Origin of the sequence: Salinithrix halophila, from assembly GCF_042650125.1 — a bacterium.
Taxonomy (GTDB): Bacteria; Bacillota; Bacilli; order Thermoactinomycetales; family DSM-45169; genus Salinithrix; species Salinithrix halophila.
In genome coordinates this window covers 596,197-616,848 of record NZ_JBHSAP010000018.1, presented here as the reverse complement: position 1 = coordinate 616,848, position 20,652 = coordinate 596,197, and the positions used below count along the sequence as shown (strand labels likewise).

Sequence of the window (20,652 nt, the reverse complement as noted above, 5' to 3'; positions counted from 1 at the left end):
CGGACCGGTCCAAGGAGGGCGGATTTCCTCGAAAAGAAAGGCCCTGTTGACAGAATCAACAGGGCCTTTCTATTGGGAGAGTCTTCTTAAACCCAACCCATCAACTGGGCTGTCTGGGTGGTCAGGAAAGTGACGCCTACAGCGAGGGCGGTGGGGATGGCAAATGACAAGAACGTCCACTTGGGGCTTTTGGTTTCTTTATAGATGTTGATCAGCGTCGTTCCACAAGGGTAATGAAGCAGGGAAAAAAGCATCATATTGAGGGCGGTCAGCCAGGTCCATCCGTGGTTGAGGAAAACCTGCTTCAACGCATCCAAATCGGTGACCTCGGTCATTGCACCAGTAGAGAGGTAACCCATCAGCAGGATAGGCAACACGATCTCATTAGCCGGGAGGCCGAGGATGAAAGCCATCAGGATAAAACCGTCCAGTCCGAGAGTCTTGGCGAAGGGGTCAAGAAAGGCTACAGCATGTTCGAGTACGCTCAACTCTCCTACGAAAATGTTAGCCAGAATCCAGGTGATCACCCCGGCGGGCGCTGCAATGACTACAGCTCGACGGAGAACAAATAACGATTTATCCAGGGTGGCACGGACAATGGTATTCCAAAATTTTGGCTTTCGGTAGGGAGGGAGTTCCAGTGTGTAATGGGTGGGAACCCCCCGGAGGGCTGTCTTGGACAGGATCCAGGATACGGCGAGGGTGACCACGATGCCTATTAGGACCATTCCCATCACTACTGAGGCCGTGACAAGGGTGTGTGCACCTCCCGAAAAACCGGCGGCCATGAATAGGGAAGAAAGAAGGATTAACGTTGGCCACCGGCCATTGCAAGGCACAAAGTTATTTGTCAAGATAGCCATCATCCGCTCACGGGGAGATTCAATAATCCGGGTCGATAGAATGGCGGCCGCATTGCAACCGAAACCCATAGCCATGGTTAAGCTCTGTTTTCCGTGTCCCCCTGAACGTTTAAACAGGCGGTCCATATTAAAGGCTACACGGGGCAAATATCCGAAATTCTCCAACAGGGCGAATACCGGAAAAAAGATGGCCATAGGCGGTAACATCACGCTGACGACCCAACTGATTCCCCGATATAGGCCCAAGACGAGGATGCCATGCAACCAGTCCGGTGTACCGACCGCTCGAAATGCCGACGTCATGTACCCTTCGATCCAGCCGAAAAATTCGGCCAACATGGAAGAGGGGACGTTAGCCCCGGCGATAGTAATCCAGAACACAGCCCCCAGAAGGGCGAACATGATCGGGTACCCCCAGATTTTTGAGGTGACGATGCGGTCCCATTTTTCCGAACGTAGTAATTTTTCCTTGTCTTCATATCGGATGGTCTCGGAGCAGATACTTTGGCTGGTCTGGTGAATCCGACCGACGATCTCGTCCCGAGTTGAGCAATCTCTTGCTGGTCGGTCTTGGTTGACAAGGGTGTCTAGCACCTCATGCTTCAATTGGATAGAGGGGTTGGTCTGTGCCATGGGATCCCTTCTCCTCTCCGTCCCGGTTGAGCCGGTTTTTCAAGGCATCCACCAGGTTTTGGTCCCCGTCTAGAAGCCGCAGGGCGATCCAGCGGGAGGGGAGCTGGGCGTCAAAAATCGCCCGGATGTCGGGTTCCATTTCTGCGATTCGCTTCTCTATCTCTTCACCATAATGGACCCGATAGGGATGCGTCGGGATCTTCCCTTCCACCATCTCCTCGATGGTCCGTTGTAGACGCTGGAGTCCATCATGATTACGGGCGGTTGTCGGGATAACCGGAACGCCCAATTTGGCCGAAAGTTTGCGGGTGTCAATCCAGATGCCTTTTTTTCTGGCTTCATCCATCAAATTGACGCACAGGATGACCTGGTCTGTTATTTCCAGCACTTGAAGAGCTAGATTCATGTTCCGTTCCATGGCGGTGGCGTCCAGTACAACCACCGTTACGTCCGGCTGTTCGAAAACGATGCAATCCCGAGCCACTTCCTCGTCTGCCGAGTTGGAGTAAAGGGAGTAAGTGCCGGGCAAATCGATTAGTTTAAAGGTCTTGCCGTTAAAATCGTAGGTTCCTTCCGCATGGAGAACCGTTTTTCCCGGCCAGTTTCCTGTATGTTGGCGAAGGCCGGTTAGTGCGTTGAACAGGGTGCTCTTTCCGGTGTTGGGATTACCGGCCAAGGCCACTCGGTACATGGTTTTTACCGGTAGGTTTTTATCTGTTTTCGACGGATGGTAATGTAAAGGCATCTCTCTCACTCTCCGATGATTTCTCCGTTAATACGGGAACTTTCCTCGCGTCTGAGTGCGATGGTGGTGTTACACACCCGGAATGCGATGGGATCTCCCAAGGGGCTCCGTTGCAGAATACGGATTTCCGCGCCTGGAACGAAACCAAGGTCCAGAAGGCGGCGTCGCATGGTGCCTTCCAGGGTGATAGATTTTACACGCAACGTTTGCCCGGATTTTGCCTCGGACAGAGGGATGACAACAGGTCCGTTCATCGGATCGACCTCCGTGCGGTGCGGTCGTTCTGTAGCACTGCAAAGTTGTGTATTGAGACAAAGTTTTTAGCCAAGGCAATGTAAGTTTCCCTAGGGAAACTATTTATTACTTCATTATAATAAGGGGTTCCACCATCTGTCAAGACTCTCCATCCTCCCCACTGGGTAAAAACGTCAAGGGTTCCTCCCAGGATGGGTGGAAAATGAAGAAGGGGGGAGGACCGTTGAGAAATAATAAAACCCGACTGGGGTCGGGTTGACAATCTTTCATACACTGCTCCACTCTAGTCGATTCCTTCCTTCGAGAGGGCGGTCCGAAGCCGATGACGGATGAACCAGCGGGTAACAATGCCGTGAAGAGGAGAAAACAGGAGAGCGAGCAAGAACAGGAGCCCTGCCACGCCCGTCATGGTGCCAGCAATAGAAGCGTCCAGCCACAGGGCCGCTCCGTATCCTAGCACCGAGCTGGCGATTCCTGTAAGAACACTTAAGCCGAGCATCTTTTCCAGTTTGTCCGTCAAGAGATAGGCCGTCGCCGCTGGCACGATTAGCATCGCTACCACTAGGATGGCACCCACGCTTTCAAAGGAGGCAACGGTGGTAAGGGAGACCAAACCCATCAAGAGGTAGTGGATGAATAGGACCGGGATTCCAAGGGCGGCTGCCATATTAGGATCAAAAGTGACCAACTTGAATTGTTTGAAAAGGAGGCCCACGACGATGAGACTGATGAGAAAAGCGCCGCCCACGGCCCAAATCGCTTTCGGCCCCATGTCGTTGCCGAAAAGAATGAACGTGTCCCAGGGAACATAGGCGATTTCTCCATAAAGGACACAATCGAGGTCGAGGTCTACCTGACGAGCATATAAGGAGACGAGGATGACTCCGATAGCGAACAGGGCCGTAAATGTAACGCTGATGGCAGCGTCGTTTTGTACTCCTTGTTGTTTCAGGGTCTGGATAAAGAAGGTGCAGAGGAGGCCAAGGATCGCTGCCCCGACTAGCATTGCCAGGGAATCCCGTGTGCCGCTGATCAAAAAGGCGATCACGATACCGGGAAGAACGGCGTGGCTGATCGCATCTCCCAGCATCGCCATTCGGCGCAAAATGAGGAAACAGCCGAGGAAGCCGCAGGAGGCGGCCACTAAGGCACCAGTGATCATGATAGTGAGTCCCATGCTCATCGCGTCGCACCTTCTTCCGTGTTTCCGGGTTTCCATTTTGGTTCGCGGCCGTGCCGGACTAGCAGGTCCGACAGTTCCCGGAAAAGATCGGCAGGAATGTCTTCCCGCATCGTTCCGTTTTCCCGGTCGCGTAACATCCCACCTACCTCTTCCTCGTGCATCATCCAGACTTCGGTGAGACGGGTCTGGAGCACCAGATCATAGGCCTTTTGCCATCCAGCCTTCGTACACCGGATCAGGGAGCCGTCCTGTTCCCAGGTGATAAATCCATCCCGTTCCAGGGATCGGAGGGCTGCTTCCAGCCGCCGGTGGGAGAAGGCATATCTTTCTAGCAGTCCATCCATATCCATCTCATGCAGTCCGTCGGTTTCCCGGGATTCATAGAGGATGGTCAATACTCGTTCTTGAGCCCATTCCCGCCGTGTGCGGGCGAGACGGGCCCACTTGGCTACCAATCCCCGTTTCGGGGAAAAAACGAGGGAGATGAGAAAGACCACGGTGGCAGCGACCACGATTAGGGGTCCGGTGGGCAGGTTGTGTACCAAAGCGCTGAATAGGGTTCCCAAAACGCCGGACAGAGCGCCCATCAGGGCAGAAAGCACCACCATCACACCGAGTCGTTCCGTCCAATAACGAGCCGCGGCGGCCGGTGTGATGATCAGGGCGGCCATCAACACGACTCCGGCCGCCTGAAGGCCGATTACCACCGCCACCACCAGCATGACCATGAGCAGTAGGTCGAGGAGACCAACAGGGAAACCGAGGCTTCGCCCAAAGCCCGGATCGAAACAGAGGAGTTTGAATTCCTTGAAAAACAAGAAGCAGAAGAGGAGAAGGGAGAGAGCCACACCGCCCATCACAAGGACATCGTCCCCGACGAGAGAAGCGGATTGGCCGAACAGGAATTTGTCCAGCCCGCTCTGGTTTCCGTTCTCTGAGTGTTGAATCTGGGTAAGGAAAATGATTCCCAGTCCAAAGAAAACTGAAAGGACCAACCCGAGGGCAGTGTCTTCCTTAATGCGGGAGAAACGGGTGATTCCGTTAATTGCTAGGGAGGCGAGCACCCCGGTCACCGTTGCTCCGATAAGGAAGAAGAAGGGGTTTTTCGACCCGGTCAGCATGAAAGCGAGACAGATCCCAGGCAAGGCGGCGTGAGCCAGCACATCGCCCATCAGGCCCCGCTTACGGAGGAAGGCAAAAGCACCCAACACCCCGCTGGAAAGACCGAGAAGGAGGGTCCCCGCCAACACCCAGGCAGTGTTAGGGTCAGACAGGAAACGGATGATCTCGTGGAATCGGTCCATCTCCCTCACCTCAACGCGGCGACGCCGGCCATCTCTGGTAGGATGGTGAGGCGTCCGCCATAGGCCTTTTGTAGGTTATCGGCGGTGTAGGCCTGCTCCGTAGGGCCGAATGCGATTTGGCGCAGATTGAGTAGAAGTAACCAGTCGAAGTACTCCCGGACGGTCTGGAGATCGTGATGAACCACTAACACTGTCTTGCCCTGCCCTTTCAGTTCGTCTAAGATGCGGATGATCGCCTTTTCAGTGGCAGCGTCGACACCGACGAAGGGCTCATCCATGAAATAGATGCGGGCATCCTGGGCGAGGGAACGGGCGAGGAAAACTCGCTGTTGCTGTCCTCCGGAAAGCTGGCTAATCTGACGATTGGCGAAATCTGCCATACCCGTCTTTTCGAGGCAATCCATAGCGAATTCTCGGTCTTCCGCTTTAGGTCGTTTGAACCAGCCCAACTTACCGTACCGCCCCATCATGACCACGTCGAGCGCGTCGGTGGGGAAATCCCAGTCAACCGATTCGCGTTGGGGGACGTACCCGATCATATGCCGTTGTTCCCTATAGGGTTTTCCGTAAATTTCCACTTTGCCGCTGGTCAAGGGCAACAAGCCCAGGATCGCCTTGATAAGGGTAGATTTACCGGCTCCGTTGGGGCCAACGATGCCAATCAATTTTCCTTCTGGAGTGTCGAAGGAAAGGTCGCGCAAGACTGGTTTTCGGTGGTAGGCGACAGAAAGGTCCCGAACCGAAACTGGATGGATAAAGGGCGTCATAAGGTTTCGCCTCCTATTTCTTTGGTGTTATGTTCGGATCGATCAGCAATCATTTGAGAGCGGAGACGATTGTATCCACATTATGGCGTACCATGCCGATGTAGGTGCCCTCCTTCGTTCCCGCTTCCCCCATAGCGTCGGAGAAGAGTTCACCACCGATCTGAATCGAGTGGCCCTTTTTTTCAGTTCCCTTTACAACGGCTTGAATGGAACGCTTGGGGACACTGGATTCCACGAAGACGGCCTTGATCTTTCGTTCCGTAAGCAAGTTTACGATCCGTTGGACGTCTCTCAGCCCGTATTCTGAGGCGGTGCTAAGCCCCTGGAGTCCGACCACTTCGATGTCATAAGCTTGGCCGAAGTAGCCAAAGGCGTCGTGTGCAGTCACCAGGACTCTCCGTTCATCGGGAATGCTTTGGATCTCTTTTTTTGCGTAGCGGTCCAGATGTTCCAGTTTGCTGATATAGTTCTCCGCTCGTTTTTCATAGTCCGCCCGGTGTTTCGGGTCCGCTTTCGCTAACGCTTTTTCGGCATTAGTCACTGCTTCCATCCACAGATTTACATCGAACCAGATGTGGGGGTCGGCCTGTCCCGAGCTTGTAAGTAGACGGGATTTGTCAATATCGTCGGCGACGGCTGTCACGGGCTTTTCTTCACCGATCTTTTTCAGGATGTCGGTCATTTTCCCTTCAAGATGGAGTCCATTGTAAAAGATCATGTTTGCATGGTTCAATTTGTTAATGTCCCCTTGCGATGCCTTGTATAGGTGAGGGTCTACCCCGGGTCCCATTAAGGTGGTGACCTTTACGCGGTCTCCACCGACGTTTTTGACGATATCTCCCACCATCCCGGTGGTGGCAGTCACCTCGATGGGGCGGTCTTGTGGGATGGAGGATTCCCCTTGGGTTCCGCAGGCGCTCAGGAGGAGGGAAGAAAGAAGGAAGAGGCAAAAGAGGGGTATGGCGCGTCGGGCATGGGTTCTTTTCATCTGTTTGTACCTCCGTTGAATGAATGTTGCCCCGTTGATAAATACATTCTTTTGGGCATATTTTTTTCATGGACAAAGCTATTTTAACCAAGGAAACAATTTTTGCCCTAGGGCAAAAAATCGTCACCTCCATTTTATGCGCATGCGTAAAAGAATGTCAATCCTTTTCGTGATCGGGAGGAGGGGCCATTTGTTTCAGAGGTACGGGGATGAATCAAAACAAAAAATCCCCGAACACTTCGGGGGAGCCATCGGTTTGGAAGGGGTTCTGAGGGCTACGGGCTATCCACCCGTTTCCATTGAATCTCAGGATATTCTTGACCAAGGCGTTGGTAGGCATCTTGGCTGACATAACCACCAGCCCGGGGGTCAAAGTTCTGTTCGAATTTAACCACTTTCCATTCCCCGTTCCGGAGTTGGAGACGCACTTTATAATCTCGTTTGTCCGAAGGGCGGTGGATCAGGATGGTATGAGTCCCCATCTGACGGTCCGTGGGGGACTGAACGAGAAGGATGGGGGGGTTTTTTCTTTCCTCATTTTGGACTTCTTGCACCCGCCAGCCGATTTCTTTCACTTTGTCGGGGCGGTCTAACATCCGCTGTGCCTGCTCTACGTTCCCCTCTACCCAGACTTCCTTGTAGAACCGTACGGCGGCTTTTTCCGGGGCGGTTAAATTCTGGGCGCAGCCGGACAACATTCCCCATACAGCCAAATGGAGAAGGAGGGACATCCATCGATTTCTATTCATTGTCATTCACTCCCATAGGGTCGGATGTGAGGGGCAAGCTCCTCCCTACGAGTTTCCGCTTGAATTGTCGCTTCCATTCCCCCTTTTTATAAGGGGATACATAAATTCGTGTATCGCTTATCACAATCGTTTGTTTTCCAAGAGTCCCTTTCCGTAGAAAGATTCCTTGCGGATATTTAGCCAGATAAAGTGCCGGGAAGGCATTTATATACCGATGTGCGACGTGGGGCGAAACACTCATGGAATGTGATATAATCAGCCTCATGGGAGAATGAATGTTCGCAGAGTGGGAGGGGCTTTTGTGAGAATTATGGGGATCGATCCGGGGATCGCCATCGTTGGGTACGGGGTTGTCGACCGACGGGGTAATCAACTGAAAGCCGTCGATTACGGCAGTATCCAAACGCCGGCAAAAACGGCTACCTCGACCCGGCTGAAGCAGATTTATGATGCCAGTACGGCGTTATTTGCCCGGTACCGCCCTGATGTGGTGGCGATTGAAAAACTTTTTTTCAACCGAAACGTGACAACGGCTTTCGATGTTGGCCAAGCTCGGGGAGTGTTAACGCTGGCGGCGGAGGAGGCTGGGGCTGTTATCACCGAATATACGCCGATGGAAGTAAAGATGGCGGTAGTGGGTTATGGCGGAGCGCAAAAGAAACAGGTGCAGGAGATGGTTAAAATGCTGCTCACTCTTCCAGAAATCCCACGCCCCGATGATGTGGCGGACGCTCTCGGTGTCGCTATCTGCCAGGCTCACTCAACGACCTTTACCGATCGAATCGACACCCGGGGGTGGAAAAGATGATCGATTATGTCCGAGGACGGGTAGCCTACCACACCGTCGATACCGTTGTCGTTGAGGCAGCAGGAGTGGGTTACCGCTTGTTCTGCGCCAACCCCTTTCAATGGAAAGAAGGGGAAGAAATCCGCATTTTTACCCATCATGTTGTACGGGAAGATGCCCAATTGTTGTACGGCTTTAAGGATGCTGAAGAGCGGGATCTGTTTCGCCTGCTTCTGGAGGTATCCGGCATCGGGCCCAAGGTAGCCCTTGCGGTGATCGGGGCGGGGTCTCCGGCCACGCTGGTGGAAGCGGTACAGCGGGAAGATCTCCGTTTTTTGACCAAACTGCCTGGGATCGGCAAGAAAACAGCCCAACGCATCGTCCTCGACCTGAAGGACAAGCTGGAAAAGGCGGGTTGGACCCGTCTGTTGGCAGAATCGGACCTTCCGAAAGAAGCCTCTAGACCTGGTTCCCCCGCCTTAGCGGAGGCAATTGAAGCCCTTATGGCCCTGGGCTATAATGAAGGGGAAGCGGAAGCGGCTGTCCGGCAAGCACGGGACTCTTTTGAGGATGAGGAACCCGCCTTGGATGGCTGGATCCGGAGAGCACTTCAGGTATCGGTGAAGGGTTGAGAGGAAAAGGAGGAGGGATGGAATGGAGGAGAGGATCATCTCTTCCCATATGGCGATGGAGGACGAAACCGTTGAATTCAGTCTGCGTCCTCGTTATTTAAAAGAATATATCGGCCAGGCCCGTGTGAAAGACAACCTAAAGGTGTACATAGAAGCGGCTAAGATGCGGCAAGAGACGCTGGATCATGTCTTGCTCTACGGTCCGCCGGGGCTGGGGAAAACCACCCTTTCTCATATCATTGCCAATGAGTTGGGAGTCCAAGTGCGGACGACTTCAGGCCCCGCTATTGAACGTCCAGGGGATCTGGCCGCGATTTTGACCAACCTGCAGCATGGGGATCTCCTCTTTATCGACGAGATTCATCGGCTCAACCGAAGTGTGGAAGAAGTCCTCTATCCGGCGATGGAGGACTTTGCCCTCGACATTGTGATTGGCAAAGGGCCCAGTGCACGATCCGTTCGCCTTGATCTGCCCCCTTTCACCCTGGTAGGGGCGACGACACGGGCGGGCTCTCTCTCATCCCCCCTTCGGGACCGGTTTGGGGTGATGAGCCGGCTGGAGTATTATACGCTGGAAGAACTTTCCCTAATCGTTTCCCGGTCGGCAGACCTGCTCGGTATAGCGATCCGGGAGGATGGGGCTGAAGAGGTTGCATGTCGGGCCAGAGGAACCCCCCGGGTAGCCAATCGCCTTCTGAAGCGGGTGCGTGACTTTGTCCAGGTGCAGGGGGAAGGAATCATTACGGCAGAGGCTGCACGGGACGCATTGGATCGGATTCAGGTGGATAAACTGGGATTGGATCAGGTGGATCACAAATTGCTGCGTTCAATTATCGACCATTTTCGAGGAGGACCGGTAGGGTTGGAAACGATTGCGGCTACAATCGGGGAGGAGGCCCATACCGTAGAAGATGTTTACGAACCGTACCTGATGCAAATTGGTTTTTTGCAACGGACTCCTCGAGGCAGAATGGCCACCCCCCGCTGTTACCAACACTTTGGAGTGGAAAATCCCCAATGAACCCGATTGCCAAACTACTGATCTTCGTCGGTATCGCTCTCGTGGTAATCGGTCTCTTGTGGCAGGTAGGTGGTCGGTTCCTCCACTTGGGACGTCTACCGGGGGACATCGTGGTTGAGAAGGAAAACTTCAAGTTCTACTTTCCGGTCGTCACCAGCATTCTGATCAGCGTCGTCCTGTCGGTTGTCCTGTATTTGATTCGCCTGTTCCGGTGAGGAGCGGGCGTTTCTCATGTATGAGCTCATCGGGTACCCTAAGGGATAAATTGATATGGATTGGAGCTTTTGATAAATGGATGTGTCCTTATTTGATTTTGATCTCCCCGAAGAATTGATTGCTCAGACACCCTTAAAAGACCGATCCTCCTCCCGCCTGATGGTGTTGGATCGGAAGGACGGTTCCGTTCAGCACCGGCGGTTTCCCGATTTATTGGAATACCTTCAACCGGGTGATGTATTGGTACTGAATAATACCCGAGTAAGGCCGGCTCGTCTCATCGGGAGCAAGGAGGAGACAGGAGCCCGGATTGAAGTGCTGTTATTAAAACCTTTGGGAGAGGATCGTTGGGAAGCGCTGGTCAAACCGGCCAAGCGGGTTAAACCGGGAACTGTGGTTCAATTCGGCAACGGAAAGCTGCGAGCGGTCGTAGAGAGGGAGGCGGAAGTTGCTGGTGGCCGCATCTTCCGTCTGGAATATGCGGTGTCAGATTTGGAAAAGCTGCTCGAGGAATTGGGGAAAATGCCCCTTCCTCCCTATATCCATGAGGAATTGGAAGAAGGGGAGCGATACCAGACGGTTTATTCTGCCGAAGTCGGATCCGCTGCGGCACCGACTGCCGGCCTTCATTTCACACCGGAACTGCTGAGACGGGCGGAAGAGAAGGGTGTTCGAGTGGCCACACTGACTTTGCATGTGGGGTTAGGTACGTTTCGTCCTGTAAGCGCCGAATCCGTGGAGGAACATCGCATGCACGCCGAGTATTATGAACTCTCGGAAGAAGCGGCTGGGCTGATCCGGGAGGCTCAGAGCAATGGGAATCGGGTGGTCGCGGTTGGCACTACCTCTGTCCGGACGTTGGAGACAATTGCTCGGGATTTCGGTGAAGTCCGGGCCGCCAGTGGATGGACCGATATCTTTATCTATCCGGGGTATGAATACCGTGTTGTCGATCGGTTGCTGACCAATTTTCATCTGCCAAAATCGACACTCATTATGTTGGTGAGCGCCTTTGCCGGTACAGAATTTACCTTGCAGGCGTATCGGGAAGCGGTGGAGGAACGGTATCGGTTTTTCAGCTTTGGGGATGCCATGCTGATTGTGTGACAGGAAGCCATGTTCAGCGCATTGTCACACATTTCCGTCTCAACTATCCACCGATAGGTTTATCTAGGATTAGGACTAAGGTATAATGGTACGAGTAGGAGGAGCAGCCTTGGCCGTTCATTACGAGTTGATTAAGACATGCAAACAGACTGGTGCCCGCCTCGGGCGCATACATACCCTTCACGGTACGATTGAGACCCCTGTTTTTATGCCGGTGGGAACGCTGGCTACGGTCAAAACGATGAGTCCGGAAGAATTGAAGGAGATAGGTAGCCGCATTATTCTGGCCAATACATACCACCTCTTTCTCCGACCGGGCCACGATGTGGTGGAAGAGGCCGGCGGTCTTCACCGGTTCATGAACTGGGATCGGGCTATCCTGACCGACAGTGGGGGTTTTCAGGTATTTAGCCTGTCGGATCTGCGTAAAATCACTGAGGAGGGCGTCTCCTTCCGCTCCCACCTGAGCGGGGAACCCCTCTTTATCAGCCCGGAAAAATCGATTGAGATCCAGAACTCTCTGGGGGCGGATATTATCATGGCCTTTGACGAGTGTCCCCCGTATCCGGCTGACCGGGACTATGTACGTAGCTCCATGGATCGTACCTACCGCTGGTTGCAACGGTGCGTTGAAGCTCATCGGCGGCCTGAGGAGCAAGGCCTCTTCGGAATCGTCCAAGGGGGCATGTACCGGGATCTGCGGGAGGAGAGCGCCCGTCAGATTACGTCGGTTGACCTTCCGGGTTATGCCATCGGTGGACTCTCCGTCGGGGAGCCCAAGGAATTGATGTACGAGGCCTTGGAACACACGACTCCCCTTTTGCCCAAGGAGAAACCGCGCTACCTGATGGGGGTGGGCTCTCCGGATGCACTGGTAGAAGGGGTGATGCGCGGGGTCGACATGTTTGACTGTGTGCTTCCCACCCGGATTGCCCGTAATGGGACGACCATGACTAGCCAAGGTCGGCTTGTGGTCCGAAACGCCCGCTATGCCCGGGACTTCTCTCCTCTGGATCCGGAGTGCGATTGTTACACCTGTCGCAACTACTCCCGGGCATATCTCCGGCATCTGATCAAGGCGGATGAGACCTTCGGCTTGCGGTTAACCACGTATCACAACCTCTATTTCCTTCTTCGGCTCATGGAGGGGGTAAGGGAGGCCATCCGGCAAGACCGCCTGCGCGACTACCGTAACGCTTTCTTTGAAAAGTACTACGGCTCCGTTGAAGAAGCGCACCGGCGTGGCTTTTAACCCGTTTGAACCCGGTTTAACCTTGATGTATACCAACAACCATCTCAAGGAGGCAAAAGAATGAATCTGACCCAAATCCTTCCTCTCATCATCATTTTCGGGATCTTCTACTTCCTGCTTCTCCGTCCGCAACAGAAACGGCAAAAGGAACGGAACGCGATGTTGGCTTCCCTGAAAAAAGGAGATAAGGTCGTTACGATTGGCGGATTACACGGAACGATCATGGATCTGACCGATGAGCGGGTCACCCTGAAGGTAAACGAAACGACTCGCCTGTTTTTCGAGCGTTCCGCCATCAATGCTGTAGCTAACCAGGCTGAAGAGAAGAAGGAAGACCAAGAGAAAGAGGAAACAAAGGAAGAGAAGTAACTTTCCGCAGAAGGAGCCCCGCTATTAGCGGGGTTTTTTACATATTCACGAAAGGAATGGTGTATCCAAAAAACCGGCCTAGAGGCCGGGTTTTTTGGATTAGGATAGATCGGCGTATTGTTCTGATGAAGCCTTGCGTTGGGGAGATAATCCCGGACGGGGGGTGCCGAGGGGTATCTCGCACGCCCAGTAGGCGAGGCCGAGGCTGACGGAGGCGAGGATGATGCCAGCAATGATGTCGAGGTACCAATGGATCCCCAGATACAGGATGGCAAATAGAATCACCCCGACTGACAGCAGGTTGAGCCGGGCGAAACGCCGGTTCACCGAATGCCATGCAATCACAGCCAACGTAATCGAAAGAGAAGTGTGGAGGCTGGGGAAGGAGTTGTTTAATCCGGAGAAGTTTCGATATTGCTCCTCGAAACCAGGATATACCGTTGGAATGAGGAATTGGATGTTCGGGTGGCTGTGCCAGGTTTCATTGACAGGGAAGAACAAGTAGAAGGGGATGGCCAGCAGATAGTTAAAGCCGATCCCGTATAGTAGGGCATACAGGGAGCGAAAATCCCGTTCCGAGTGGTAGATAAACAAGGAAGCGAAAAGAAGTACTGAAAAAAGGATTACATAAAAATAAGTGGTTAGATAGGTTAAGGAATCATTCATAAATAACTGCTGAATGATCGGGGTGACGTTTTCTTCGAACATCCCGATGTAGGGAGTCCAGTCTTCCGAAACGTTTAAGTGAGGTTCTAACAGCAATTCCAATTTATTCATCAAGAGGATGCCCATGCAGGCAATTACATGGAACAAAAGCAATCGATGATGTTTTAAACCGAGGATAAAATCCCTTATAACAATGAACGGATTTTTCCGAAGGCATATCAAAAGAACGGTTAGGAAAGTAAGTAAACTAGTGAGCAGGATCGTTGTGCCGGATTGAAACAACGTTCGCACCTCCGAACGGTTTGTCGGTAAAAAGGAAAACTTCGGTTTACTCTGGTAACCGAAGCAGTGCTCCTGTGATACCTATTCCCTTTACCCCCGGAGATGGAACTTTAAACGCTCTGTCATAGAATGGAAAATATCACCGCTCTCCCGTATTGACACCAAAAATTCCGCCAATGGCTGACAAGCCGGTTGCACAGATAGTGAACAAAAAAGGTTGCACGCGCATGGTGGTGTTGAAGGCGAGGAAGCCGATGACGAGGATGAGAAGGACATACAGGATGCCTGTCAACCCCCCATATAACCAGCCTTTTCGTCCTGCCCTTCTCCCTGCGATCCATCCCCCGGCTATAAGGGCCGCTCCGTTGATCCCATAGGTAAAGTAAGGAAGCGAGGCCTCTGCGAGACTGGTGAAACGGAGCAGCATCGCGGTGGCGATCGATCCGGAAAGTACCGTTCCAAGTACGACAGCCATTCCGGATAGAAGCGGGGATCGCAGCAGTGGGTGGGAGGGACTTTCTGTTGTAGCCTGTTTCATGTTAAGCACCCCCGGTCAAAAGGTTTTGTACATGAATATGAGCGTGTCTCCTTATTTATTCGGGATGGCGAGCGTGATAAAACAAAGAACTTCAGTGGAAGCTATGAAGAGCGGCTTCAAGGGGGGAACAATCATGGCGGAATTGTGGATAACCCTTTTACGTACGATTGTCATCTATTTTTTTATCCTGGTCATTATGCGTTTAATGGGGAAACGGGAAATCGGCAAGCTGTCTGTCTTCGATCTGGTAGTTTCCATTATGATTGCTGAATTTGCCGTTTTGTCCGTGGAAGATGTCAAGGTGTCTATTTTAAAGGGAATGATCCCGATCGTTGTCATGTTTTCCATCCAAGTTTTCCTGGCATATATCTCCATGAAAAGTTCCCCGATCCGCCATTTAATTGAAGGGACCCCGACAACCTTAATTAAAAACGGAAAGATTCAAGAAAAAAACATGCGAAAACTTCGTTATAATGTGGACGATCTCATGCTGCAATTGCGTGAGAGCAATATTGCCAATGTGGCGGATGTGGAATTTGCGATTCTGGAAACGACCGGAAAGCTGTCTGTCTTTGAACGGAAAGCAGACGGGGCACAGAAGCGGGTCCGGCTTCCGATTCCCCTTATTATCGACGGGCGGGTGCAAGAGGACGGACTGGACCGGATCGGCGAGGACCGATCCTGGTTATCCCGCCAACTACAGCAATACGGTTACCAGGATATCCATGAGATTTTTTTCGCTAGTATCGACGATAGGGGCAGGCTGTACATCGACCTGCGGAACGATGAATAAATGGACAGGCAGAGGGTGTGGTTAACGGGGGAGTAAGGGAGCCATCCATTTCCCGACATAGGGGATGCGTCGGACGTCCTCTTTTTTGACGAGGGACAGAAGGATCAAACCGGCCAGATAGACAGAGAAGCTGGATCCCGTTGCGATTAGGACACGGGTGAGAAGGGCTCCCTCAAGGGTATGGAACACCCACCAGCCAGCCGCCCCCATTCCTGCCACCGCCAATGCGAGTTTCAAGGTGTCTCCGGCCATTAGGGTAAAGGGGACATGGCGCATGACACTGATAAAATGAAGGGCGGTAACGATAACAATTCCGCAGTTAATGGCGAGTACTACCCCGTCGATTCCCAGGCTGGGCTGGGAGCCGAGCAGAAAAATAAGCACCGTTTTGATAATGGCACCGAAGATGGAATTACGCATGGCGTCTTTCGCTTTGTCCAGCCCTTGAAGAACGGCTGACAGCGGGCCCTGGATGTAAAGAAAGACGGCGAAGGGGGCCATAATCTGCAACAACCGGGCTACGGAGACATTGTGATAGAGGAGGGTGGTCAGAGGCTCGGCCAATATGAATAGGATCATGGCACAGGGGCCACCGACAACGAGAGAGAGGCGGAGTGCCTGATTGAGGCGATGCTCCACGGTTCGGTGGTGTCCCTGAGCCGCTGCTTCAGAAATGGCCGGGACGAGGGAGACGGAAAGGGCGTAAGTAATAAAAGCCGGGAAGAAGAGCAAAGGAATCGCCATCCCCTCCAACTGGCCGTAGAGGGCAGTGGAGGCGGCAACAGTGATGCCGGCGACCGCCAGACTCTGAGCGACGACGATCGGCTCCACGGCGTATGAGAGAGAGCCGACCATCCGGCTGGCGGTGACGGGCAGGGCGATTCGCATCAGTCGTCGAGTGGTGGTATGGAACCGCCTCCATGCTCCGAAGCGGAGGGCTTCTTTTACTTTGAACTTGATCGGTGGCCTTGCCGGGTCTTTCTTGTAGGAATGGAGGAGAAAGAGCATGCCTGCCCCTTCCCCGATTACTATCCCAACCATCGCTCCTGCAGCAGCATATTCGACCCCGTAGGGAAGGAGATAGCGAGCCAGCAGTAAAACAGTAAAGATCCGCACAATTTGCTCAACAATCTGGGAAAAAGCATAAGGGCTCATATGCTGCCGTCCCTGGAAATAACCCCGAAAGATGGAGGAGACCGCGACGATGGGAAGGATAGGGGCGATGCCGATCAAAGGGTAGATCGCCCGCTCGTCCGTGAGCAGGGTATGGGCGATCACCGGAGCGGTTAGCAAGATCAGTCCGGTAAAAAGGGTGCTGGAAACTGTGACAATCAGAATGGACACAATCAGAATAGCCCGGACTCGTCGTTCATCCTTGACGGCTTCCGCTTCAGAAACCAATTTGGAGATGGCGACGGGCAGACCCGCTGTTGTAATGGTGATGGCAAAGATCAAGATGGGGAAGGCCATCTGGAACAGGCCCATCCCTTCGTCTCCGATGAGACGGGAGAGCGCGATTCGGTAGACGAAACCGAGCACTTTGGTTACGAAACCCGCCCCGACGAGGATGAGGGTCCCGTGGAGGAACGATTGCTTGGTCAAATGGATGCCCCTCCTTCCTGACGAGGTTGTTAGCTAATACAAGCTTATGCGCTTGTCTCTCGTCTTCATGACTGCAAAACCGGTCTTCCCTCTCGCCAGTCCGATATTTTTTTGGTACGATTTAACTAGCTATGTTTCAGATAGATTTGATCTGAAACGAGGGGGGATACCCTCTAAATATCCGGGATTCTGATTACCCGGTGGAAACCTCCAGTGGCGACGATGCCACGGGTGTGTCATGATAGAAATAAATGAACCTTCTCCGGGATTGCACCGGACATAGGGAGGGAAGGAACATGGTGAGACAGACATCGCTGAAGCCGGTCAGCCGACAGCGGAAAACCTCGGTGGAACTCTTGAGCGAATCGGAACTGATGCAGTGTATTGAAGACCTGTGCAACAGCAAGGCTGAAGAATTCCGCCTATACGGCTACGAAAATGTTACGGGTGAACAAGTCTGGGCCTGCGTCTCCGAGAGCTATCGCCGAGGCTGGCCTCGGCTCAATCGCCTGGTTAATGACATCCTTTCGCTGAAAGCGACACGTTTTATGAACTGGCTGATGGTCAGCGTCTACAAATCCCCGGGCGACCAGTGATGCCCGGATTTTTTATGCTGGATTTGGCTGCCGGTATAAATTGACATGCTTCGGTTGTCTTGGGATAATGGGAGTGGTTTTCTTCAATTGAAGGAGGAGCGTCAGCATGAAGGTTCGCAAGGGAAGAATCGTTGTTTTCTCCCTGTTGGTGCTGGCCATTTTGGCCATCGTGGGGGCGACGACCCAACCGGTTATCAACAAGATAACCCTGGGCCTGGACTTGCAGGGCGGTTTTGAAGTTCTCTATGAGGCCCAGCCTTTAGAGAAAGGACAGAACATCACGCCGAACGTATTGAGCGATGCGTCGAAGGCACTAAGCAAACGGATTGACGTACTCGGCGTGACAGAACCGGAGATCTCCGTCGAAGGGAAGAACCGGCTCCGGGTTTCCCTCGCTGGAGTGAAAGATCCGGACAAAGCTCGTAAAATTCTTGGGAAGCCCGCTGTCCTGGAATTTCGGGATCCCTCGGGAAAAAAGGTGCTCCTTAGAGGCACGGATCTGGTCGAGGGCAGCGCAAAGCAGGACTATGATCAACATGGGAGGCCTGCCGTTTCTCTCTCATTCAAGGACAAAGAACGATATGCCAATCTGACTGAGAAGTACATAGGCAAACCCATTCCCATCTATTTGGATGATAAGCAATTGAGTAGCCCCGTCATCAATGAGCGAATTCCAAACGGTTCTGCTCAAATATCGGGGAGTTTCACTGTCGAAAAGGCCCAAGAACTGGCTGATCTCTTGAACGCAGGTTCCCTTCCTGTGAAACTGAAGGAAATACAGTCCAATGCTGTCAGTGCCAGCTTAGGGCAGGCATCCTTGCAACAAAGCTTGATCGCAGGTCTGTATGCCATCGGTTTCATCTTCTTGTTTATGATCGGGTACTATCGCCTTCCGGGGTTGATTGCCGTCCTCACCTTGATCAGTTACAGCTATTTGGTCCTACTGACCTTCTCCCTTCTCGGGGTCACGCTTACTTTGCCGGGAATCGCCGCTTACATCCTGGGTATCGGGATGGCGGTCGACGCCAATATCATTATGTATGAGCGGATCAAAGATGAACTCCGGGTGGGCAAGAGTATTCCTGCCTCTGCCAAAAGCGGTTCGAAACGCTCTTTCCTCACCATCTTCGACGCTAATATCACGACTATGATCGCTGCGGCAGTTCTCTTTTACTTCGGCACTTCCAGTGTACGAGGCTTCTCTGTGGCCCTGATGGTGGGGATCGCAGTCAGTTTCCTGACAGCGGTAGGACTCTCCCGTATCCTTCTTACCTTGTTGGTTCGATCCAACCTGTTGCGGAAGCCCGGCTGGTTCGGTGTGAAGGAGGATGAGATCAGTGAACTATAAATTTGATTTTGTCAAAGCCCGGAAATGGTTCTTCCTCTTTTCCGCCGTCACGATCTTATTCGGTATCGGTTCCCTGCTGGTCCAAGGGCTCAACCTGGGGATCGATTTTGTCAGCGGTACTCGGGTGGATGTCAGCATCGGAAAGCCTTACAAACTGGAGAAGGCCAACGCGAAACTGGAATCGCTGGGTTATGAGAAACCCAATACACGAAAAGCGGGAGCCGATGGGAATCTGCTCATCTTCCGTACCGATGAAACGCTCAAGTTGGACAAGGTGAACGAGATCCGGGATGCCTTCAAAAAGGACTACGGTAAGCAGGTCAGCGTCAACGAACAGAAGGTAGAGCCGATCGTGGGGCGGGAGCTGGCCCGAAACGCGTTGATTTCTGTCCTGATCGCTTCCTTGGGGATTATCCTCTATGTCACCCTGCGGTTTGAGTACCGCTTCGCCGTTGCTGCGGTAATTGCCCTGTTTTATGACGCTTTGTTTACCATCAGCCTCTTTTCCCTGTTCCAGTGGGAGGTGGATCTGGTCTTTATTGCGGCCATCCTTACCATCGTCGGGTATTCGGTCAACGATACGATCGTCATCTTCGACCGTATCCGGGAAAACCTAGAGACGGAAAAGCCCAAACGATGGGAGGACCTGTCCACCTTAGTAAACGCTAGTATCCAGCAAACGCTGGTACGTTCTATTAATACGGCGCTTACTGTTGTCTTCGCCGCCGCGGCGTTACTCTTGTTCGGAGGGGAAAGCATCAAGTATTTCTCCCTCGCTCTCCTGCTAGGCCTCATTTCAGGAGCCTACTCCTCCATCTGTATTGCTAGCCAGATCTGGGTGGGGTGGAAGTGGCGCTCCATGGAGAAAAATCGGCTAAAAGCCAGGACCGCTGAATAAAAGAGAGATGGATTACCATAAACTGAAAGTACGGACCGGCCGCGGGAATTCCCGCGGCCTTTCTTGCGAAGGGAGAATCTTCGTATGCAATCGGAGCAATACCGGCTGGCGGAAAAAGGCGCTTGGGTTGGCATTCTAGGAAATCTGGTTCTGGCGGTGCTCAAGGGAGTCGTCGGTATCCTCTTCAACAGCCGCGCCCTGACAGCAGATGCCGCTCATTCCGCTTCCGATGTTGTCGGCTCCCTGGCGGTGCTGATCGGGGTGAGGGCGGCGAAGCAGCCTCCGGATGAAGATCACCCCTATGGGCATGGGAAAGCAGAATCCATCACGGCTATTATCGTTGCGGTGCTTCTGGGTGTAGTGGGAGTAGAGATCGGACTTGGTTCGGTGAAAGCCCTCTTTGCAGAAGTGAGCGCTCCGGGTTGGCCGGCGGTGGGGGCTGCTTTTGTATCCATCGTAGTGAAGGAGGGGATGTTTCAATATAAATATCGCCTGGGAAAACGGATCCGCAGCCAGGCGATTATCGCCAACGCCTGGGAACACCGTTCTGATGTATACTCCTCGATGGCCGCTTTGATTGGGATCGGGGGGGCGATTATCGGAGAGTGGTTGGGAATTCCTGCTCTGGTCTATTCCGATGCCGTCGCGGGGATCTTGGTATCGATCCTGGTGTTGAAGATGGGCTATACGTTGGCGCGGGAATCGATACATAATACGTTGGACCATATCCTGCATGAGGAAGATGCCGAGGAATTGTGGAAATCAGCCGCCGGTGTGCCGGGTGTAGAGCGAGTCGATGAGTTGCGGGCGAGGGAGCATGGGTTTTATGTGATCGTGGATATTAAGGTAGCAGTGAAACCCACGATCAGTGTTGAAGAAGGTCACCATATCGGTAAACAAGTGAAGGAGGCATTGATGGAACAATTCGACCACGTGCTGGATGTGTTTGTCCACATTAACCCCTACCATGCGAAGGAAAAAGGATAGGTGGGAGGGACCTTTTAAAAAGGCAGGAGGGGTTTCTTGTGCTATAATGGGAAACGGCAAATGTGGGAAAG

21 protein-coding genes and 1 pseudogene are annotated in these 20,652 nt (G+C 52.9%); 11 read left to right on the top strand and 11 right to left on the bottom strand.

All coding sequences use genetic code 11. The features are described 5' to 3' along the window. Window positions 1-86 precede the first annotated feature (86 nt). The 8 genes from ACFOUO_RS16095 to ACFOUO_RS16060 form a co-directional block, all read right to left on the bottom strand. The gene (locus ACFOUO_RS16095; protein ID WP_380706152.1) at window positions 87-1,496 is read right to left on the bottom strand and encodes a nucleoside recognition domain-containing protein; all 1,410 of its coding nucleotides are present in this window, start codon (window positions 1,494-1,496) and stop codon (window positions 87-89) included. Next, a complete protein-coding gene (locus ACFOUO_RS16090; RefSeq protein WP_380706151.1) occupies window positions 1,459-2,241 on the bottom strand; it encodes a FeoB small GTPase domain-containing protein in 783 nt (260 codons plus the stop codon). Before ACFOUO_RS16090 ends, ACFOUO_RS16095 begins: the two co-directional genes overlap by 38 nt. A gap of 5 nt (window positions 2,242-2,246) precedes the next feature. After that, entirely contained in the window at window positions 2,247-2,495 is a 249-nt protein-coding gene (locus tag ACFOUO_RS16085) for a FeoA family protein (protein WP_380706150.1), read from the bottom strand. A 284-nt stretch (window positions 2,496-2,779) separates the two neighbouring features. Continuing rightward, the gene (locus ACFOUO_RS16080; RefSeq protein ID WP_380706149.1) at window positions 2,780-3,679 is read right to left on the bottom strand and encodes a metal ABC transporter permease; all 900 of its coding nucleotides are present in this window, start codon (window positions 3,677-3,679) and stop codon (window positions 2,780-2,782) included. Next, window positions 3,676-4,983 carry a metal ABC transporter permease gene (locus tag ACFOUO_RS16075; protein ID WP_380706148.1) on the bottom strand — a complete coding sequence of 436 codons (1,308 nt, stop codon included), beginning with the start codon at window positions 4,981-4,983 and terminating at the stop codon, window positions 3,676-3,678. Before ACFOUO_RS16075 ends, ACFOUO_RS16080 begins: the two co-directional genes overlap by 4 nt. 5 nt (window positions 4,984-4,988) lie before the next feature. Further along, the gene (locus ACFOUO_RS16070) at window positions 4,989-5,750 is read right to left on the bottom strand and encodes a metal ABC transporter ATP-binding protein (RefSeq protein ID WP_380706147.1); all 762 of its coding nucleotides are present in this window, start codon (window positions 5,748-5,750) and stop codon (window positions 4,989-4,991) included. A gap of 49 nt (window positions 5,751-5,799) precedes the next feature. Continuing rightward, window positions 5,800-6,738, bottom strand: a complete 939-nt coding sequence (locus tag ACFOUO_RS16065) for a metal ABC transporter solute-binding protein, Zn/Mn family (RefSeq protein ID WP_380706146.1) — start codon at window positions 6,736-6,738, stop codon at window positions 5,800-5,802. 275 nt (window positions 6,739-7,013) lie between these two features. After that, complete coding sequence (locus ACFOUO_RS16060) at window positions 7,014-7,487, bottom strand: hypothetical protein (protein WP_380706145.1); 474 nt, start codon at window positions 7,485-7,487, stop codon at window positions 7,014-7,016. 301 nt (window positions 7,488-7,788) lie between these two features. Here ACFOUO_RS16060 and ruvC point away from each other — a divergent pair, with 301 nt between their 5' ends. The 7 genes from ruvC to yajC all read left to right on the top strand — a co-directional run bounded on the left by ruvC (window position 7,789) and on the right by yajC (window position 12,871). Beyond that, window positions 7,789-8,295: a crossover junction endodeoxyribonuclease RuvC gene (ruvC, locus tag ACFOUO_RS16055; RefSeq protein ID WP_380706144.1), complete on the top strand. Its 507-nt coding sequence runs from the start codon at window positions 7,789-7,791 to the stop codon at window positions 8,293-8,295. Further along, on the top strand, window positions 8,292-8,906 hold the full coding sequence (gene ruvA / locus ACFOUO_RS16050) for a Holliday junction branch migration protein RuvA (RefSeq protein ID WP_380706143.1): 615 nt from the start codon (window positions 8,292-8,294) through the stop codon (window positions 8,904-8,906). Before ruvC ends, ruvA begins: the two co-directional genes overlap by 4 nt. Before the next feature lie 22 nt (window positions 8,907-8,928). After that, on the top strand, window positions 8,929-9,927 hold the full coding sequence (ruvB, locus tag ACFOUO_RS16045) for a Holliday junction branch migration DNA helicase RuvB (protein WP_380706142.1): 999 nt from the start codon (window positions 8,929-8,931) through the stop codon (window positions 9,925-9,927). Continuing rightward, the gene (locus ACFOUO_RS16040; protein ID WP_380706141.1) at window positions 9,924-10,142 is read left to right on the top strand and encodes a DUF2905 domain-containing protein; all 219 of its coding nucleotides are present in this window, start codon (window positions 9,924-9,926) and stop codon (window positions 10,140-10,142) included. The genes ruvB and ACFOUO_RS16040 overlap by 4 nt, the downstream gene beginning before the upstream one ends. A 76-nt stretch (window positions 10,143-10,218) precedes the next feature. Then, entirely contained in the window at window positions 10,219-11,250 is a 1,032-nt protein-coding gene (gene queA, locus ACFOUO_RS16035) for a tRNA preQ1(34) S-adenosylmethionine ribosyltransferase-isomerase QueA (protein ID WP_380706140.1), read from the top strand. Between the two features lie 109 nt (window positions 11,251-11,359). Continuing rightward, window positions 11,360-12,502 (top strand): tRNA guanosine(34) transglycosylase Tgt, encoded by a 1,143-nt coding sequence (gene tgt / locus ACFOUO_RS16030; RefSeq protein WP_380706139.1) that lies wholly within the window; start codon window positions 11,360-11,362, stop codon window positions 12,500-12,502. A 60-nt stretch (window positions 12,503-12,562) separates the two neighbouring features. Continuing rightward, window positions 12,563-12,871 carry a preprotein translocase subunit YajC gene (gene yajC / locus ACFOUO_RS16025; RefSeq protein ID WP_380706138.1) on the top strand — a complete coding sequence of 103 codons (309 nt, stop codon included), beginning with the start codon at window positions 12,563-12,565 and terminating at the stop codon, window positions 12,869-12,871. A gap of 99 nt (window positions 12,872-12,970) precedes the next feature. Here yajC and ACFOUO_RS16020 read toward each other — a convergent pair whose 3' ends face one another. Beyond that, complete coding sequence (locus ACFOUO_RS16020) at window positions 12,971-13,819, bottom strand: phosphatase PAP2 family protein (RefSeq protein ID WP_380706137.1); 849 nt, start codon at window positions 13,817-13,819, stop codon at window positions 12,971-12,973. 139 nt (window positions 13,820-13,958) lie between these two features. Then, window positions 13,959-14,357 (bottom strand): TIGR04086 family membrane protein, encoded by a 399-nt coding sequence (locus ACFOUO_RS16015; protein WP_380706136.1) that lies wholly within the window; start codon window positions 14,355-14,357, stop codon window positions 13,959-13,961. Window positions 14,358-14,490: 133 nt separating this feature from the next. Here ACFOUO_RS16015 and ACFOUO_RS16010 point away from each other — a divergent pair, with 133 nt between their 5' ends. Further along, window positions 14,491-15,150, top strand: coding sequence for a DUF421 domain-containing protein (locus tag ACFOUO_RS16010; protein WP_380706135.1), 660 nt, complete (start codon window positions 14,491-14,493; stop codon window positions 15,148-15,150). A gap of 21 nt (window positions 15,151-15,171) precedes the next feature. On the opposite strand, the gene spoVB is transcribed toward ACFOUO_RS16010, so the two are convergent. Further along, window positions 15,172-16,758: a stage V sporulation protein B gene (gene spoVB, locus ACFOUO_RS16005; protein ID WP_380706279.1), complete on the bottom strand. Its 1,587-nt coding sequence runs from the start codon at window positions 16,756-16,758 to the stop codon at window positions 15,172-15,174. 290 nt (window positions 16,759-17,048) lie between these two features. Between spoVB and ACFOUO_RS16000 the strand changes: the two genes are divergently transcribed. From ACFOUO_RS16000 to ACFOUO_RS15990, 3 genes and pseudogenes are all read left to right on the top strand, one after another. Then, complete coding sequence (locus tag ACFOUO_RS16000) at window positions 17,049-17,348, top strand: post-transcriptional regulator (protein WP_380706134.1); 300 nt, start codon at window positions 17,049-17,051, stop codon at window positions 17,346-17,348. 106 nt (window positions 17,349-17,454) lie between these two features. Further along, window positions 17,455-19,594 (top strand): annotated as a pseudogene (gene secD / locus ACFOUO_RS15995) (protein translocase subunit SecD). 84 nt (window positions 19,595-19,678) lie between these two features. Next, window positions 19,679-20,581, top strand: a complete 903-nt coding sequence (locus ACFOUO_RS15990) for a cation diffusion facilitator family transporter (protein ID WP_380706133.1) — start codon at window positions 19,679-19,681, stop codon at window positions 20,579-20,581. The last annotated feature ends 71 nt before the right edge of the window (window positions 20,582-20,652 follow it).